The 16772-nt window shown below is 69.8% G+C and carries 15 protein-coding genes and 1 pseudogene; 2 read left to right on the forward strand and 14 right to left on the reverse strand.

What is annotated here, in order from left to right; all coding sequences use genetic code 11:
- Positions 1-53: 53 nt before the first annotated feature.
- The 9 genes and pseudogenes from ACN28I_RS26030 to ACN28I_RS26070 form a co-directional block, all read right to left on the reverse strand.
- Entirely contained in the window at positions 54-1796 is a 1743-nt protein-coding gene (locus tag ACN28I_RS26030) for a serine/threonine protein kinase (RefSeq protein WP_420944637.1), read from the reverse strand.
- A 134-nt stretch (positions 1797-1930) separates the two neighbouring features.
- A complete protein-coding gene (locus ACN28I_RS26035) occupies positions 1931-2668 on the reverse strand; it encodes an SDR family oxidoreductase (protein WP_420944638.1) in 738 nt (245 codons plus the stop codon).
- The gene (locus ACN28I_RS26040) at positions 2646-4043 is read right to left on the reverse strand and encodes an FAD-dependent oxidoreductase (protein WP_420944639.1); all 1398 of its coding nucleotides are present in this window, start codon (positions 4041-4043) and stop codon (positions 2646-2648) included. Before ACN28I_RS26040 ends, ACN28I_RS26035 begins: the two co-directional genes overlap by 23 nt.
- Entirely contained in the window at positions 4030-5310 is a 1281-nt protein-coding gene (gene kynU, locus ACN28I_RS26045; protein WP_420944640.1) for a kynureninase, read from the reverse strand. The genes ACN28I_RS26040 and kynU overlap by 14 nt, the downstream gene beginning before the upstream one ends.
- Positions 5311-6324 (reverse strand): amidohydrolase family protein, encoded by a 1014-nt coding sequence (locus tag ACN28I_RS26050; RefSeq protein ID WP_420944641.1) that lies wholly within the window; start codon positions 6322-6324, stop codon positions 5311-5313.
- Complete coding sequence (gene nbaC / locus ACN28I_RS26055) at positions 6321-6845, reverse strand: 3-hydroxyanthranilate 3,4-dioxygenase (protein ID WP_420944642.1); 525 nt, start codon at positions 6843-6845, stop codon at positions 6321-6323. Before nbaC ends, ACN28I_RS26050 begins: the two co-directional genes overlap by 4 nt.
- A gap of 1 nt (position 6846) precedes the next feature.
- Positions 6847-7278, reverse strand: a complete 432-nt coding sequence (locus ACN28I_RS26060; protein ID WP_420944643.1) for a RidA family protein — start codon at positions 7276-7278, stop codon at positions 6847-6849.
- Positions 7275-8767: pseudogene (locus ACN28I_RS26065) on the reverse strand (aldehyde dehydrogenase). The gene ACN28I_RS26060 and the pseudogene ACN28I_RS26065 overlap by 4 nt, the downstream one beginning before the upstream one ends.
- 74 nt (positions 8768-8841) lie before the next feature.
- The gene (locus tag ACN28I_RS26070) at positions 8842-9339 is read right to left on the reverse strand and encodes a DUF1579 domain-containing protein (RefSeq protein WP_420944644.1); all 498 of its coding nucleotides are present in this window, start codon (positions 9337-9339) and stop codon (positions 8842-8844) included.
- A 120-nt stretch (positions 9340-9459) separates the two neighbouring features.
- Between ACN28I_RS26070 and ACN28I_RS26075 the strand changes: the two genes are divergently transcribed.
- Entirely contained in the window at positions 9460-10245 is a 786-nt protein-coding gene (locus tag ACN28I_RS26075) for a 2-keto-4-pentenoate hydratase (protein WP_420944645.1), read from the forward strand.
- 161 nt (positions 10246-10406) lie between these two features.
- Positions 10407-12419 carry a two-component system sensor histidine kinase NtrB gene (locus tag ACN28I_RS26080; RefSeq protein WP_420944646.1) on the forward strand — a complete coding sequence of 671 codons (2013 nt, stop codon included), beginning with the start codon at positions 10407-10409 and terminating at the stop codon, positions 12417-12419.
- Positions 12420-12425: 6 nt separating this feature from the next.
- Here the strand turns inward: ACN28I_RS26080 and ACN28I_RS26085 are convergent, their stop codons facing one another.
- The 5 genes from ACN28I_RS26085 to ACN28I_RS26105 form a co-directional block, all read right to left on the reverse strand.
- Positions 12426-14045, reverse strand: coding sequence for a hypothetical protein (locus tag ACN28I_RS26085; protein WP_420944647.1), 1620 nt, complete (start codon positions 14043-14045; stop codon positions 12426-12428).
- A 189-nt stretch (positions 14046-14234) separates the two neighbouring features.
- Complete coding sequence (locus ACN28I_RS26090; protein WP_420944648.1) at positions 14235-14498, reverse strand: DUF5985 family protein; 264 nt, start codon at positions 14496-14498, stop codon at positions 14235-14237.
- Positions 14495-14752 carry a DUF5985 family protein gene (locus ACN28I_RS26095; RefSeq protein WP_420944649.1) on the reverse strand — a complete coding sequence of 86 codons (258 nt, stop codon included), beginning with the start codon at positions 14750-14752 and terminating at the stop codon, positions 14495-14497. The genes ACN28I_RS26090 and ACN28I_RS26095 overlap by 4 nt, the downstream gene beginning before the upstream one ends.
- On the reverse strand, positions 14745-15065 hold the full coding sequence (locus ACN28I_RS26100) for a hypothetical protein (protein WP_420944650.1): 321 nt from the start codon (positions 15063-15065) through the stop codon (positions 14745-14747). The genes ACN28I_RS26095 and ACN28I_RS26100 overlap by 8 nt, the downstream gene beginning before the upstream one ends.
- Positions 15066-15212: 147 nt before the next feature.
- Positions 15213-16769 carry an ATP-binding protein gene (locus ACN28I_RS26105; RefSeq protein WP_420944651.1) on the reverse strand — a complete coding sequence of 519 codons (1557 nt, stop codon included), beginning with the start codon at positions 16767-16769 and terminating at the stop codon, positions 15213-15215.
- Positions 16770-16772: the final 3 nt, after the last annotated feature.

The raw sequence follows: 16772 nt of genomic DNA on the forward strand, positions 1-16772 counted from the left end.
GGGCTCTACCACACCTCCTGCCCGGTCGTGTCCGTCCCGTCTCCGGGACGCCCCTACTTGAATCGGTGCACCACCCGCACCACCACAACGGGAGAGACCAGCATCTTCCCCGGCCCGCTGCCGGGCTCCAGCTCCACACCCACTCTGTCCATGGTGTCCAGCATCTCCAGGCACACCGGGTACGTCACCCCGAGGGGCGTGCGCGCTTCGGTGAAGCGGCCGTACACCCGCCCCTCCTTGACGTAGAGCTTCCCGAAGAGGCGGGTGTTGTTCGGCAGCGCGACCTTCCAGCCCTTGCCCGTGTGGTCCGCGCCCGCTTCCCAATCGCCTCCCACGCGGAGGGTCGCGTCCTCCTGCACGTGTACGGGCCTGCCCCGCACGTCGCTCCAGTCCGTGCTCTTCATTTCCCCCAGGCTCAAGCCGAGCATGTCCGTCATGGTCTCCACGGCCCCGGCGGGGCATGCCTGGGGCGGCGGAGCGGAGCGCTCGGGCGGCACCTGCTGCGGCGTACCGAGGCAGGCCTGGAGGGCGGCACCGGTGAGGCCCAGGCACGCGGTGCGCACGGCGGCTCCCCGGCGCTTGGAGGTGGCTTCGGGCTGGGGGCCAGACGGCTGTTGCTGCTTCACGGGGGCACTGTCCTTTCGAAGCGCCTCTGCGGGAGGCGAGTCCACGGCCCGCACAGGCTCCGGCGCGGGCCCCCCTGGCGCCACTTCCTGGCCGGAGCCGAGCCACCAGGCCCCCAGCGCCACGGCCAACCCCACGCCCACCACCGCCAGCCCCCGGCTCCAGCGAGCCCTGGGCTTCACCGGGCGCCGCCGCTCCGGGTGCAGCACCTCCGTCCAGTCCACGTCCGTGCGGGCCCGCAGCTCCTCCAGTGCCTCGTACAGCGCCACGGCGCTCGGGTAGCGCTCTTCCGGTGTCTTGGCCAGCAGCCGCAGGCACACCGCCTCCACCGCCCGGGGCACGCGCGGGTTGACGAGGTGCGGTGGCAACGGCTCGCGGTGCAGCACCGCCTCCACGTCCTCGCCTCCATGCTCGGCGGGCCGGAAGGGGAAGCGGCCCGTCAGCAGCCGGTAGAAGACGACGCCCAGCGCGTACAGGTCATCCCCCGGCCCGGCCCGGTAGTGCGCGCCCGCCACGCCCGCGTGCGCGCGGCCATAGGCCCACGCCTCGGGGGCGCGGTAGGGCAGCGTGCCCGGGGGAAACATCCCCTTGGTCAGCGTGGGGTAGGCCGGGTGGTAGCCCACCCCGAAGTCCACCAGCACCGCCTGCCCGTTGCTCTGGCGCACCAGGATGTTGGCTTCCTTCACGTCCCGGTGGAGGACACCGGCCTCGTGCGACACCGCCAGGGCGCGCGCCACCTCCCGCACCCGCGCCACCACCTCGCCCACGGTGCGCCCGGGCGCCAGTCCCCACTCGTCCAGCGTGGGGCCTTCAATCAGCTCCAGCTTCACCCACAGGAAGCGGGGCGAGTCCTCGGGCCACTGTCCGGCCCCCAGTTGGCGCACGAGGTTGGGGTGGCGCAGGCGCGTGCCCAGCGACATCTCCCGCCAGGCGCGCGCGGCCCGCTCGGGGCCCTCGTCCAGGGGAAGCAGCTTGAGGGCGGACAGGTGGCCCTCGGGGCCGCGCACCCGGTACACCGTGGCGAAGCCGCCGCTGCCCAGCACCGCCTCCACCACGTCCCCGCCAATGCGGGTGCCCACGGGCAGCGGGGACGTGCCGGGCGGATCCAGGGCGGCCTCGCCACCAGGGGGGATGGGGTGCTCGAGCGTGGGGGATGGCGAATGTGTGGACACGCGGGGCCTACCTCGGAGGACCTCAACGTATCAGGTTGCACGGCCATGCTGGGGCCGCGCGAGGAACGTCACCAGAGCCCCCGCGTGTAGACCCTCACCCCGGCCCTCTCCCAGAGGGAGAGGGAGAGGGGACGTCAGAACCCGCGCATCCAGCCGCCGTCGATGACGAGGGACTGGCCGGTGATGTAGCCCGCCTGCTCCGAGGCGAGGAACGTCACCAGCGCCCCCAGCTCCTCGGGCTTGCCCAGGCGCCGCGCCGGAATCGCCGAGGTAATCTTGTCCTCGGGCACGCCCAGTTCCTTGAGGCGCTCCGTCGCGTGGTAGCCCGGCTGCACACCGTTGATGGTGATGCCGTGCTCGGCCACCTCGTTGCTCACCGTCTTCACCAGCCCCATCAGTCCCGCGCGCAGCCCGTTGGAGATGGTCAGCAGCGGCATCGCCTCGCGCGCGGCCACCGACGTCACCAGGACGATGCGGCCCCAGCGCTGCTCCTTCATCCCCGGCAGCGCCGCCTGCAGGCCCTCCACCACGCTCATCCACAGGCTCTGGAAGCCGTCCTGCCACTGCTCCGCGGTGAGCTTCTCGATGCTCCCCTTGGGCGGCCCGCCCGTGTTCGCCACGAGGATGTCCACGCCGCCCATCGTCGCGATGACCTGCTCCACCAGCGCCTTCGTCGCGCCCGGCTTCGTCAGGTCCGCCGTCACGCCGAGCTCGGCGCCCATGCGCTGGGCGGCATCGCGGATGCGCACCTCGTCACGCGAGCAGATGGCCACCCGCGCGCCCTCCTTCACCATCTGCGCGCCAATGGCGTACCCCAGTCCAGCCGAGGCACCCAGCACCAGCGCCCTCCTACCTCGCAGTCCCAAATCCATCCGAATGCTCCTTCACGAAGGGCACCAGCCGCTCGCGGATGAGCGTGCGGGCCCGTTCCAGGTCCACGTCTTCCGCCCGCGTGAGGCCCTCGCTCAGCTCGGCGACGATGCCGCCCGCGATGGCCCCCACCTCGTACGCCAGACGGTACGGCACCAGGCTGAAGCTCACCAGCGGGTAGCGGCTCAGGAACTCGCCCGGGAAGGCCTTGAGCAGCTCCTTCTCCACCGCCTTCTCCAGCAGGAAGCGCGGGTCCGCCGTCTTGTCCCGCATCTCCACGAAGTTCTCCACCGCCATGTCCGCGATGGCGTCCGCGTTCGGCTTGCGCAACCGGAAGAACTCCGCGAAGGCGTCCTCCCACCGCGTATGCCGTCCGAGGCACGCCTCCAGCGCCACGCAGTCCTCGAAGCCGCAGTTCATCCCCTGCCCGAAGAAGGGCACGATGGCGTGCGCCGCGTCCCCCACCAGCAGCGCCCGGCCTCCCACGTGCCACGGCTCGCTCTTCACCGTCACCATCGTCCCGGTGGGGTTGTGGAAGAAGTCGTGCGTCAGCCCGGGCATCAGCGCCAGCGCGTCCGGGAACTGCTCCTCGAAGAAGGCCAGCAACTGCGCCGGTGTCCCCAGCGACTCGAAGCTCACCGGGCCCTGGAAGGGCAGGAAGAGCGTGCAGGTGAAGCTGCCATCCAGGTTCGGCAGCGCAATCAGCATGTACGAGCCGCGCGGCCAGATGTGCAGCGCGTGCTTCTCCATCTGGAAGGTGCCGCCGGGGCCCGCGGGAATCGTCAGCTCCTTGTACCCGTGGCTGAGCTGCTCCTGCGCCGCGCGGTAGCCCGGCGCCAGCGACATCTCGCGCCGCACCGCCGAGCCCGAGCCGTCCGTGCCGAACACCACCGGCGTGTGCACCTCGCGCACGGGGCCGCCCGCCCTGTCCACGATGTCGAGCACGCCCTTCTGGAAGTCCACGTGCTGCACGCGCTGCTCGAACTGGATGCGCACCCGGCCCGTGGCCTCGGCGTGCGTCATCAGGAACTTGTTCAACCACGCGCGCGAGATGCTGTTGATGTGCTGGGACTCGTCCTTGCCGTAGGCCTGGAAGGCCAGCCCGCCGGAGACGGAGTGGATCATCCGGCCGCGCATGGGGATGGCGTGGCGCAGCGCTTCCTCCTCCAGCCCCACCTGGCGCAGGGCGTACAGCCCGCGGGCGGAGATGGCGAGGTTGATGGAGCGCCCCGCGCCAATCTCCTCGCGCCGCATGTCCGGGCGCCACTCCAGCACGTCCACCTGGAAGCCGCGCCGCGCCAGGTACATCGAGAGGAGCGAGCCCACCAGCCCCGCTCCCACCACCGTCACACGTTGCGTCTGGTCAATCCCGTGCATGGCGTTCGAGGACCCCCGCGAAGCGGTAGACGTCATGGAAGCTCACGTAGAGCGGAGCCGGCGCGGCGCGGATGATGTCCGGTGACCGGAAGTCGCAGAGGACGCCCTGCTCCGTCAGCTTCTCCAGCAATTGCCGGGGCTCCTTGGTGAAGCGCAGCGAGAGATGGGCACCCCGCTGCTGGGGGTCCCTCGGGGTGATGCTGCGCACGAAGCCGGGCGGGAGCCGGTCCAGGAGGAACTCCAGGTAGCCGGTGAGCAGCTCGCTCTTGCGGCGCAGGGCCGGCATGGTGGCGCGGTCGAAGAGCTCCATGGACGCGCGCAACGCCGCCATCTGGAAGATGGGCGGGTTGGACAACTGCCAGCCCTCGGCGCCCGGAATGGGCTCGAAGTCGGGCCCCATCTGGAAGCGCGTCTGTTTGTCGTGGCCCCACCACCCCTGGAAGCGGGGCAGCTCCTTGTTGCGAGCGTGGCGCTCGTGGACGAAGACGCCGCCCAGCGTGCCCGGGCCGCCGTTGAGGTACTTGTACGAGCACCACACGGCGAAGTCCGGCCCGTCATCGTGCAGCGAGAGCTGGAGGTTGCCCGCCGCGTGCGCCAGGTCGAAGCCCACCTGGCAGCCCTGCCGGTGCGCGGCGCGGGTGATGGCGGCCATGTCGAACGCCTGGCCGGTGAGGTAGTTCACGTTGCCCAGCAGCACCAGGGCGAGCTCCTTCCCGTGCCGCTCGATCGTCTCGAGGATGTCCTCGGTGCGCAGCGTCTCCTCACCGGGGCGCGGCGTGAGCTGGAGCACGGCCTCCTCCGGGGTGTACCCGTGGAAGCGCACCTGCGAGGCCACCGCATACTGGTCCGACGGGAAGGCGCCCGCCTCCATGAGGATCTTCCGGCGCTCGCCCGAGGGCCGGTAGAAGGACACCAGCATCAGGTGCAGGTTCACCGACAGGGTGTTCATCACCACGACTTCGAGCGGGTGGGCGCCCACCAGCCGCGCCGTCTGTTCGGTGAGCATCTCGTGGTAGGGCAGCCACGGGCGGCCACCGCGGAAGTGGCCCTCCACGCCGAACGTCTCCCAGTCCTCCAGCGCCTCCTGCACGTACGTCTTCGTCTTGCGCGGCTGGAGCCCCAGCGAGTTGCCCACGAGGTAGATGACGGGCTCGCCGTGGTGGCGGGGGAAGAGGAACTCGTCGCGGAAGTGACGGAGCGGATCCTCCGCGTCCATCCGCCGGGCGAACGCCTCACTGGCCTCGTAACGCACTGCCTCGCCGCTCATCTACTTGAACTCCTCATACGAGCGCCCGAGCCACTCGAGCGCGTTGCGGCACAACAGCTTCTCCCGGGTGGCGGCATCGAAGTCCGTGAGGGACTCCACCAGCGTGCCCGGCCGGTCCTCGCCGAGCGGGAAGGGATAGTCGCTGCCCAGGGCCACCTTGTCCGGGCCGAACAGCCGCACGATGAAGCGCAGCATGTCCGCGTCGTGCACCAGCGAGTCCACCCAGAAGCGGCCCAGGTAGTCGCGGGGCGGCACGGGGTTGTCCACCGCGACGAGGTCCGGCCGCACCTGGAAGCCGTGCTCGATGCGGCCGAAGGTGCCCGGGAAGGCGCCGCCGCCGTGCGCGAAGGCGAGCCGCAGCTTCGGCAGCTTCTCCAGCGTGCCCGCGAAGAGGAGCGAGCAGATGGCCAGCGCCACCTCGGCGGGCATGCCCACCAGCCAGGGCATCCAGTACTTCTTCATGCGGGCCTCGCCCAGCATGTCCCAGGGGTGGACGAAGATGGCGGCGCCCAGCTCGGCCGCGGCCTCGAAGAAGGGGAACAGCTCCGGCTCGCCCAGGTTGAGGCCGTTGACGTGCGAGCCCACCTGCACGCCCGCCATCCCCAGCTCGCGCATGCAGCGCTCCAGCTCGCGCACGGCCAGCTCCGGGGACTGCAGCGGCACCGTGCCCAGGCCCACGAAGCGCTTGGGGTGCGCCTTCACCACCGAGGCGAGCTGGTCGTTGAGGAAGCGCGACAGGTCCAACCCGTGCTCGGGCTTCGTCCAGTAGCCGAACATCACCGGCACCGTGGACAGCACCTGCACGCTGACGCCGGTGGCATCACACTCCTCGATGCGCTTCATCGGGTCCCAGCAGTTGCTCTCCACCTCGCGGAAGAACTTCCCGTCATCGCGCACCATGCGGGCCCGGCACGGGGCGTGGTGGTCCAGCGTCATGAAGCCGCCGTAACCGTAGCGCTCGGCGAAGCGCGGCAGCTCGGCCGGCAGCAGGTGCGTGTGGATGTCGATCTTCATGGCTTGCGCGGCTCGCGAGTCACCCGGAAGCCGCACTGCTTGCAGGTGCAGTGCTCGGGGTTGCCGTAGAAACGCTCGAAGATGGGCGGAAGCTGCGTGACGATGTTGGTGACCTGGAGGTACTCGTCATACAGCTTGTGGTTGCACTGGGGGCAGAACCACGCGAAGCCGTCCAGCTCGCCCTCGCGCCGCTTGCGCTCGATGACGAGGCCCACCGTGCCCGCGGGCCGCTGCGGCGAGTGCGGCACGTTGGGCGGCAGCAGGAAGATCTCCCCCTCGCGGATGGGGATGTCCTGGGGCTTGCCGTCCTCCATGACGCGCAGGGTGATGTCCCCCTCCACCTGGTAGAAGAACTCCTCGCTCGCGTCGATGTGGAAGTCGGTGCGCGAGTTGGGCCCGCCCACCACCATCACGATGAAGTCCCGGTCCTGCCACACCATCTGGTTGCCCACGGGGGGCTTGAGCAGGTGGCGGTGCTCGTCGATCCACTTCTTGAAGTTGAGGGGCTGCAGTCGGCTCATCTCAGTCTCCAATCGTGGCCATGCACTTCAGCTCGATGGCGATGGGGGTGGGCAGCGCGGTGATGCCGAGCGTCGTCCGGCACGGGGGCGTGGGCACGTCCTTGAAGTACTCGGCCCACAGGCGGTTGTACGTGGGGAAGTCCTTCTTCATGTCCGTGAGGTACACCGTCACGTCCACCAGCCGGTCCCACGAGGAGCCCGCCTCCTCCAGGATGTAGCGCACGTTGCGGAACACCGAGTGGGTCTGCGTCTCGATGTCGTAGGAGATGATGTTGCCCTGGGCATCCAGCTCGACGCCGGGGATCTTCTTGGTCCCGCGCTCGCGTGGACCCACGCCGGAGAGGAAGAGCAGGTTGCCCACACGCCGGGCGTGGGGATAGAGGCCCACCGGCTCGGGGGCCTTCTGGGAGTCGACTCGATCGGAGTTGCTCATAGCTTCACGCACACGTTCTTGGGCTCGGTGAAGAAGCGCAGCGCATCCCAGCCGCCCTCGCGTCCCACGCCCGATTCCTTCACGCCACCAAAGGGCGTGCGCAGGTCGCGCAGCATCCAGCAGTTCACCCAGACGATGCCGCTCTCCAGCTTCGCCGCGAAGCGGTGCGCCCGCGTCACGTCCCGCGTCCACACGCTCGCCGCCAGCCCGTAGCGGGTGCTGTTGGCCCAGGCGAGCACCTCCTCCTCCTTCTCGAAGGGGATGAGCGTGGCCACCGGGCCGAAAATCTCTTCCTGGTTGGTGCTGCACGCGTGGCCCAGGCCCTCGATGAGCGTGGGCTCCACGAACCAGCCGTTGCGGCAGCGCCCCGGCACCTCCGCGCGCTTGCCTCCGGTGAGGACGCGGCCTCCCTCCTTGCGCGCCACCTCGATGCAGCCCATCACCTTCTCGAAGTGCTGCGGAGACACCAGCGCGCCCTGGTCCGTCGAGGGCTCCAGCGGATCCCCACCTTCAGCGCCTTCGTGCGCTCCACCAGCGCCGCCTTGAAGCGCTCGTAGATGGACGCCTGCACGAAGATGCGCGAGCCGCAGAGGCAGATTTGCCCCTGGTTGGAGAAGGACGAGCGCACCGTGGTGGCCAGCGCCTCGTCGAAGTCACAGTCCTCGAAGATGACGTTGGGATTCTTGCCGCCCATCTCCAGCGAGAGCTTCTTGAAGAGGGGCGCGGCGGTGCGGGCGATTTCTGCGCCCGTGCGCGTGCTGCCGGTGAAGGAGATGGCGCTGATGTCCGGGTGGCGGCTCATCGCGGAGCCCACCTTGGCGCCGTAGCCGTGGACGATGTTGAGCACGCCCGGAGGCAGGCCGGCCTCGCGGCACACCTGGGCGAGCAGGTACGCCGTCATGGGCGTCACCTCGGAGGGCTTGGCCACCACGCAGTTGCCGATGGCGAGCGCGGGCGCGAGCTTCCAGGTGAGCAGGTAGAGCGGCAGGTTCCAGGGCGAGATGCAGCCCACCACGCCCAGGGGCGAGCGCAGCGTGTAGTTGAGCGCCCCGCCGTCCATGACGTGGGCCTCGGTGGAGAACTGCGTCACCGCGTCCGCGAAGAACTCGAAGTTCTGGATGCTCCGGGGGATGTCCACCGTGGAGGCCAGCTTCAACGGCTTGCCGGTGTCGATGGCCTCGGCGCGGGCGAAGGCGTCCAGCCGGGTGCGGATCGTGTCCGCGACGCGGCGCAGCAATCGAGCCCGCTCGGAGGCCGGGGTGGCGGCCCAGGCCGGGAAGGCGTTCCGAGCGGCCTCCACGGCGCGCTGGATGTCCTTCTCGTCCGAGTCCGGCACCTGCACGGAGAGCTTCTCCGGTGGAGGGGTCCGGCTTGTCGAACCAGACCTGGGAGCTGGGGGACACCAGCTCTCCGCCGATGTAGTTGAGGACCTTCTCCATGCGCGAATCCTCCTCGGGCAGACCGGGGCCCGGAATAGCACGGGCCCCACACCCCGGCCACCTGCGTGGAGGGCCCGGAGCGTTCAGTAGTGAAGCCCGTCCTTATGGGGAGAACAGCCGCGGCTCAGCGCTTGCGCCGGTACTCCGTCTCCACCGCCTTGGCCTCCGGGCTGCCGGGGGGGATGTTGTAGTGCGTGATGATCAGCCGGTCCGCCTCGGGCTGCTGAATCTCCATCCGCCAGCCCCACGGCGGCCCGGACGGGGCCTCGTAGCTGCCCAGGACATCGTAGCCCCGGCCCTCGTTCTTCCCCTTGAAGAACATGATGCTCGTGCCGGTGTGGAAGCTGTCCACCCAGGCCATCTCGAAGCGGTCCGGGTCGAGGTGGTAGCCGTAGAGGGCCACCCCGGACAGCGGCTTGCCCTGCATCGAGCCCTCATACTCGTGCATCAAGAACCGTCCCCCCGCCACGAGGCGGATGGTGCCGCGCCAGGGGGACTCGTCCGCGAGCTTGTCCGGCTCGAACCACGTCTTCGTCATCCCCTCCCACTCACCGGCGAGCTGACCCAACCGGTGGTGGAGGCCGCCTTCCTTGCTGGACTCCTCGAACGTACGCCCTGCCATGTGTGCGCCCTCCTTCGGAAGCGCGACCTTGGCGTTTTTCACCGGACCGCGCCAGAAAGGCGGCTTGCACTCCCGGCCCGCGCATCGGAAAAAGCGCCCTCCCCCGCTTCGGAGATGGCCATGAGCGCACGCATGCACGAGGAGCTGGCCCGGCTGTTGGATCAAGCACGGCTGGAGGCTCGCGAGATTCCGCCCCTCACCCGGGCGCACCCCACCCTCGCGCTCCCGGACGCCTATGCCATCCAGGCCGAGGGCATCCGCCTGCGCACCGCTCGCGGCGAGCGCGTGGTGGGCCTGAAGATGGGCCTCACCTCCGAGGCCAAGCGCCGCCAGATGAACCTGGACTCGCCCGTGTACGGCGTCCTCACCGACCGGATGGAGGTGCCCGCGGGCGGCACGCTGCGGCTCCAGGGCGCCATCCACCCGAAAATCGAGCCGGAGATCGCCTTCCGCACCTCGCGCGAGCTGCGCGGCCGCATCACCCGCGAGCAGGCCCTCGAGGCCTGCGCCAGCGTCTTCGCGGCGATGGAGATCCTCGACTCGCGCTACACCGACTTCAAATACTTCTCCCTGCCCGACGTGGTGGCGGACAACTCCTCCTCCTCGCTCTTCGTCCTCGGCACCACCGAGCGCCCGCCCCGCGAGCTGGACCTGCCCCACCTCCAGATGGTGATGGAGGTGAATGGCGAGCGCGTCCAGGCGGCGCGCTCGGATGCCATCTCCGGAGATCCGGTGCTGTCCATCGTTCAGCTATGCGAGCTGCTGGAGCAGCGCGGGGAGTCGCTGCCCGCGGGCAGCATCGTGCTCGCCGGTGCCGCCACCGCGGCCCACATGCTCCGGCCCGGAGATCGCATCCGCCTCACCGTGGACGGGCTGGGCGACGTCGCCGTTTCCGTCGAGCCCTGAAAGCCCCGGAAAGACGTCGAGCATCCAACCTCTCGACCGTTCGCTCCCAAGCCCGTATTGGGAGCAGAGCAGGATGGCCGCCCGAAGGCAGGGTATGGTGTGGTGAGTCAACCCACCTCGCCGCGGGACGAGCCACCGGAGCGGCGAGGGCGAGGAGTGCCATGCACGTCATCACGCTGGGAGTTCCCCGAGGGGTCGGTGAGGAATTCGAGCGCAGGCTGCAGGAAGAGGGCTCACGCCACGCGGTGGAGTGCCGGGTCCAACACGCGCGGGGCCAGGAGGAGCTGCCCGAGTTCCTCCCCCCCGGGCTGCTGGTGCTCTGGGACGCGGGCGGGCCGGTGCAGGACACGCTCACGCTCTGCCAGCGGCTGCACGCGCGCCGGGAGCCCTCGCGCTCGCAACTCGTGGTGCTGACGTCGCGGGGCCCGGACGAGCTGCACACGCTGGAGCAGGCGGGCGCCGACGAGTGCCTGGCGCCTCCGGGAGGACGCTGGGGCGCGCGGCTGATCGCGCTGGAGCGGCGGCTGCGCTCACTGGAGCCCTCGGCACTGGTGGCGCCTGGCGGCCCCAACCGCATGCGGACGGAGGCCACGCTCCAGGCCCTGCTCGAGTTCACCCTGGCCGAGCCCGGCCCCGACTTCTTCCAGGTGATGGTGCGGCAGCTCGCCCAGGCGCTCGGCATCACGTGCGCGCTGGTGGGCGAGCTGGACGGCTCCTCGGTGCGCAAGCTGGCCTGCTTCAACCTGGGCGACTTCTGCGAGCTGCCGCCCTACGCGCTCGCCGGGACGCCGTGTGAAATCACCGTGGACCAGGCCATCTGCCACTACCCGGATGGGGTGGCGGCGCGCTTCCCCGAGGACACGATGCTGCACGAGCAGGGCCTGCGCAGCTACCTGGGCGCGGCGCTGCGGGACTCGCGGGGCCAGCCCATCGGCGTGCTGGCCATCCTCAACGACAAGCCGCTCGAGGCGCGGCAGCAGGACTACGCGCTCATCAACGCCTTCGCCGTGCGCGCGGGCTTCGAGCTGGAGCGCCGGCGCCAGCGTGACGAGCTGGAGCGCTCGAGGGATTTGCTGCAGAAGACGCTCGACAGCGTGCCGGAGCCGCTGCTGGTGAAGGACCGGGGGTACCGGTGGGCCGCCATGAACAGCGCCTTCTGCCGCCTCATCGGGCGCCCCCTGGAGGAGCTGCTCGGCAGGACGGACCGCGAGCTCCTCCCCAGGGCCGAGGCGGACACCTCGCGGAGGCAGGACGAGCAGGTCTTCACCACCGGCCAGCCCCACGAGGCGGAGGACACCTTCACCGACGCCTCCGGCCAGGCGCGTGTGCTCGTCACCCGGAAGACGCTCTTCACGGGAGCGGGCCGCCCCCTGCTCATGGTGCTCTCCCGCGACGTCACCGAGCGCAGGCGGCTGGAGTCGCAACTGCGGATGGCGGACCGCATGGTGTCCGCGGGCACGCTGGCCACGGGCGTGGCGCATGAAATCAACAACCCGCTCACCTTCGTCTCCGCCAACCTCACCTGGCTGGAGGAGCAGCTCACCGAGATGATGGTGCTGCCCGAGGCGCTGCCCGAGATGCGCGAGGTGCTCTCGGAGACGCGCGAGGGCGTGGGGCGCATCCGCGAGCTGGTGCAGGATTTGAAGTCCTTCGCGCGCGCCGACGACGAGCGCACGGGCCCGGTGGACGTGCACCGCGTGGTGGACGGTGCGCTGCGGCTGATGCGCAGCGCGATGCGGCACCGCACGCAGGTGGTGCGCGCGTTCGGCGAGGTACCGCCCGTGCGCGGCAACGAGTCGCGGCTGGGACAGGTGCTCGTCAACCTGCTGGTGAACGCGCTGCAGGCGCTTCCCGCGCGCACCGCCGACGACAACCGCATCCAGGTGTCCACGTGGCGCGAGGGGCCGAACCACGTGGTGCTGGAGGTGGAGGACAACGGGCAGGGCATGCCGCTGGAGGTCCAGCGGCGCATCTTCGAGCCCTTCTTCACCACCAAGCCGGTGGGCGTGGGCACCGGCCTGGGGCTCTCCATCTGCAACACCATCGTGCAGTCGATGGGCGGGCGGATCGAAGTGCGCAGCCAGCCGGGCCAGGGCACCGCCTTCAAGCTGCGGCTGCCCGTGGACGGCGTGGCGGCCCCGTTCCGGGGCAAGGAGGCCGTCCTCCCGCTGTAGCCTTCACTACTCGCCGCGGTAGATGCCGATGGCGCCCGGACGTCCGCTCTCGCTGCCGAAGGCCACCAGCAACCGGCGCTCCGGCCCGCTCCCCACCGACTGGATGTTCCAGACGGGGTGATACGAGAGCGCCCCGAGCGCCTGGCTGTAGCGCATCACCGTGTCTCCCTTGAGCCGCGTGAGCCCGCCGCCCCAGCGGTGGCCCGCCCAGAGGCTGTCATCGGCCGGGTCCCTCGCCAGCGAGGAGACGAAGCGGTCCGCCCCCGTGCCGAGCGCGTACTGGTTCACCACCCCCATCGCATCCATTCGCGCCAGGCCTCGGGCGAAGGAACTCACCCACACCGAGCCGTCCGGCATCAGCGCCATGCCCGACACCAGGTCATCCACCCGGTCCGCCGGGCCCGGAATCCCCACCTCGTCCACCAGGTCCGGCCACACGTCGATGCGGTTCTTGATGGCCGAGCCGTTCTCCGTCTGCTTGCGCGCCGTCTCGAAGTCCCTCGGCGTCTTGATGGACATGTAGCGGAAGCGCGTGGAGCGGTTGGCCCCGCCGAACCACACGTCCCCATCCGGCCGCACCGCGACACCGTAATAGGCATCCGTGAGCCGGAAGATGTGACCGCTCGCATCCTTCGCATCGATGTGCGGATGCGCGTGCTCCTTCACCCCCGAGCACTCCCGCTGGCCGTTGCACGTGGGGTTGCCCGTGTAGTCCGGATCGCCCCAGGCGAAGCCGTGGTTGGCGCCGAACCACAGGTTGCCGTGCTTCTTGTCCCAGACGATGCGCAGGATGGAGCAGAGCTTCTCGCGCCCACCCGACTCCTCGCCAATCACTCCCGGGCCGGACGAGATGTCGTAGTGGACGACCTCGATGCCCGTCTCCGTCAGCGTGACCTTGTCCGCGTCACCGCTCTTGTAGCTGTTCGGATTCCTCGCCCCCGGTGTGTAGTAGTTGCTCTCGCAGTCCGGCGCTCCCTGGTAGCCCACGAACACCGTCCCCGCCGGGCCTCCCTCCACCGAGAGGACCTTGAGGTACTTCGGCCCCACCGGTGCGCTCCCGTCCTTCAGGTAGCCGTAGGGACGCAGGCCATCCTCCATCGTGAAGCGCTCGAAGGTGCTCGCCCCCGGCCGCAGGAGGAACAGTCCCTCCTCGCCACCGGCCACCCAGAGGTTGCCGCCCTCGTCCTCCGTGACGCCGAGCACCTCGTGCGGCGCTCCGTGCTCCGGACCGTAGAACGACCACCCCGTGGCATCGGGATAGACGACCGTGCCCGCATCCGGCGTCCCCGCGTCCACCGGAGGCGGAGGCGGCGGCTCCACCGTCCCCGCGTCGGGCTCCACCGTCCCGGCGTCGGGCTCGGGAGTCCCCGCGTCTACAGGCGGAGGAGGCGGCGGCGGCGGCTCGACCGTGCCCGCGTCGGGCTCGGGAGTCCCCGCGTCTACAGGCGGAGGAGGAGGCGGCGGTGGCGGCGGCGGCTCGACCGTGCCCGCGTCAGGGGTCTCCTCCCCCTGGTCATCCCGCTCGCGCTCGAGTGGATTCCCACTGCCCGGCTGGCCGCCACCACACGCCAGGGCCGCCGCCAACAGGCCCGCCAGTCCCCATCCCCACCATCGCCGCCTGTTCATACCCTGGTACGCCTCCACCGCCCGCCGCCGGACACTCCGTCCAGTGCTAGACGGAAGCATCGCAAACGGAGTGCCATGCCCCGGGGGCATGTCGGAGCACGGCCGGCGGACAGCGTGTGGGTACTCAGGTCGTCACCGGGGGCAATCTCCTGCCCTCCGAGTGCGAAACGGGGGGCCCGCGCCCCGTGACTACTTGCGAGGTGCCGCCCGGTTCTTGTCGATGATGGCCACCAGGATGAGCACGAAGGCAATCAGCCGGATGGAGTACACCCCGACGAGGTTCTCGTTGTTGTCCCGCATGTAGAGATTCACGATGCGGTGCACCGCCATCAGCCAGAAGGACGCGGCGAAGAACGCGAAGAAGCGGTCGCGCGTCTTCCGCCAGAAACGCAGGAAGAACAGTCCGGCGACCAGGCACAGGGCGGCCGCCATGCCCGAGAGGAACTCGTTCATTCCGAATCCCACACCAGTCCGAAGACCAGCAGCGCGAGCGACAGGAACCCGGACAGGTTGCGGAACAGCAACAGGTCCCGCCCGGGAAAGACCACCAGGTCCGCCACCAGGAGCATGTTGTTCACCGCCAGCCCCACGAAGCACAGGCTGCTCCACAGCAGCAGGGGCACCCGGTTCTGCGCATACCCCCGCAGAAGCAGCACCGCGCAGGCCAGGCTGGTCACCGCACACAGCAGGAAGACCGCATTAGCCATTGTCATCATCATCGTCCCTCCGGAGCCGGAAGGCATCGGCGAATGTCCGGATCTTATCGACGGGTTTGGAGAAGATGAGGTTGATGACCGTCACCCGGCGCTCCGAGTACGCCGCCGCGAGACCGGCCACCGCCTCCCCCATCTGGGGATCCGGCGTGTAGCGGTACTCCCCCTCCGTGCCCGGGACCTTGGACAGGATGGAGGAGCGGGTCATGTCCTTCAGCCGGTCTCCGGCGGACATGGGGGAGATGCGCAGCTCCCGGGCCACCGACTCCGCGGACCAGGAACGCTCCGGATGCTGGTACAGCAGCAAGAGGATCTCCAGCTGCTCGACCGAGTCAATGTGGTCGGCGATCAACCGCCGCACTGATTCGGGAAGATCGCCCGCGCGCAAACGTCATCCCTTTCTCCGTACCTCGAAAAGCAGCCCCTTCTACGACGGAAGGCGCCGCTCTGGAAGCTAGGACTGAAGTGGCATGCACACGTGGAAGGTACTGCCCTCGCCCTCGACTCCCCGCGACTCCGCCCAGATGCGCCCGCCATGCTGCTCGATGATGCCTTGGGAAATGGTCAGCCCCAAGCCAAGACCACCATAACGCGCTCCGTGAGCCTGACCGAAGCGTTCGAAGATGACTGGCAATTTTTCAGCCGGAATACCGATGCCCTGATCCCTCACCTGGAGCAGGACGTTCCCCTCCTCGGACCAGGCGCGCAGCTCCACCGTCCCGCCCTGGGGCGAGTAGCGGATGGCGTTGGCCACCAGGTTGGTCACCACCTGCTCGATGCGCCCGGGGTCTCCCCGCATGGGCAGCGACCCGGGAGTCTCCAGCCGCAGCCGGTGCTCGGAGGAGAGCGCCTGCAGCCGCTCGCAGGTGGCGCGCAACAGGGGCACCAGGTCGAACTCCTCCACCTCCAGCGACAGGCGCCCGGTGAGCAGCCGGCTCACGTCCAGCAGGTCCGACACCAGCTTGGTCATCCGGTCCACCTGCCGGTCCAGCCCCTCGAGCGCCCGGCGCGGCCCGTCCGACAGCTCGGCGCCGTACTTGCGCTGCGCGAGCTGCACCTGCATCTTCGCCGCGGCCAGCGGCGTGCGCAGCTCGTGCGAGGCGGCGGCCAGGAAGGCGTCCTTGGCCGAGCTGGCCCGGGCCAGCTCCTCCTCGGCCCGCTTCTGGTTGTGGATGTCCGTGGCGGTGGCGATCCACCCGGTGATGCGGCCACGCTCGTTGCGCTCCGGCACGGCACGGCCCAGGTGCCAGCGGAAGAGCTGGGTGCGATGGCAGCGCAGCCGGAACTGCACCTCGAAGGGCTGGCCGCTGCTCACCGACTCGCACCAGGCGGCATGCACGCCCTCGCGGTCCTCCGGGTGCACCACCGCCGAGCGCCACAGGTCGTCCACCGCCTCGGCCGGCAGGCCCGACAGCTCCGTCCAGGCCCGGTTGCCGTAACGCAGCCGCCCATCCGGGGTGGCGGCGAACACGCACATGGGCATGGCGTCGCCCAATAAACGGTAGCGGTAGGCGCTCTCGCGCTCCAGGGCCTCGCGCTCGCGCCGGCGCAGCAGCGCCTCCTGGCGCTTGAGCTGCTCCTCCTTGAGGAACAGCTCGACGAAGACGGACACCTTCGAGCGCAGGATTTCCGGCGCGAAGGGCTTGAGCACGTAGTCCACCGCGCCCTGGGCGTAGCCGCGGAACACGTGCGAGGCGTCCCGGCTGCGCGCGGTGAGGAAGATGATGGGGATGAAGCGCGAGCGCTCGCGCTCCTTGATGAGCCGGGCTGTCTCGAAGCCGTCCAGCCCGGGCATCTGGACGTCCAGCAGGATGAGGGCGAAGTCCTCGCGCAACAGGTGCAGCAGGGCCTCTTCGCCCGAGTGCGCCTTCACCACCTCACCCAGGTCGCCGAGCGTGGCCTCCAGGGTGAGGAGGTTGGGAGCGTGATCATCGACGACCAGGATGCGTGCCCGCGGCGGCTCCGCCTGAACCGGCAAGCCGCTGCTGTTCCCCCCCTCGGACCACGTCATCGC

Source organism: Archangium gephyra (assembly GCF_049060025.1).
Taxonomy (GTDB): Bacteria; Myxococcota; Myxococcia; order Myxococcales; family Myxococcaceae; genus Archangium; species Archangium gephyra_A.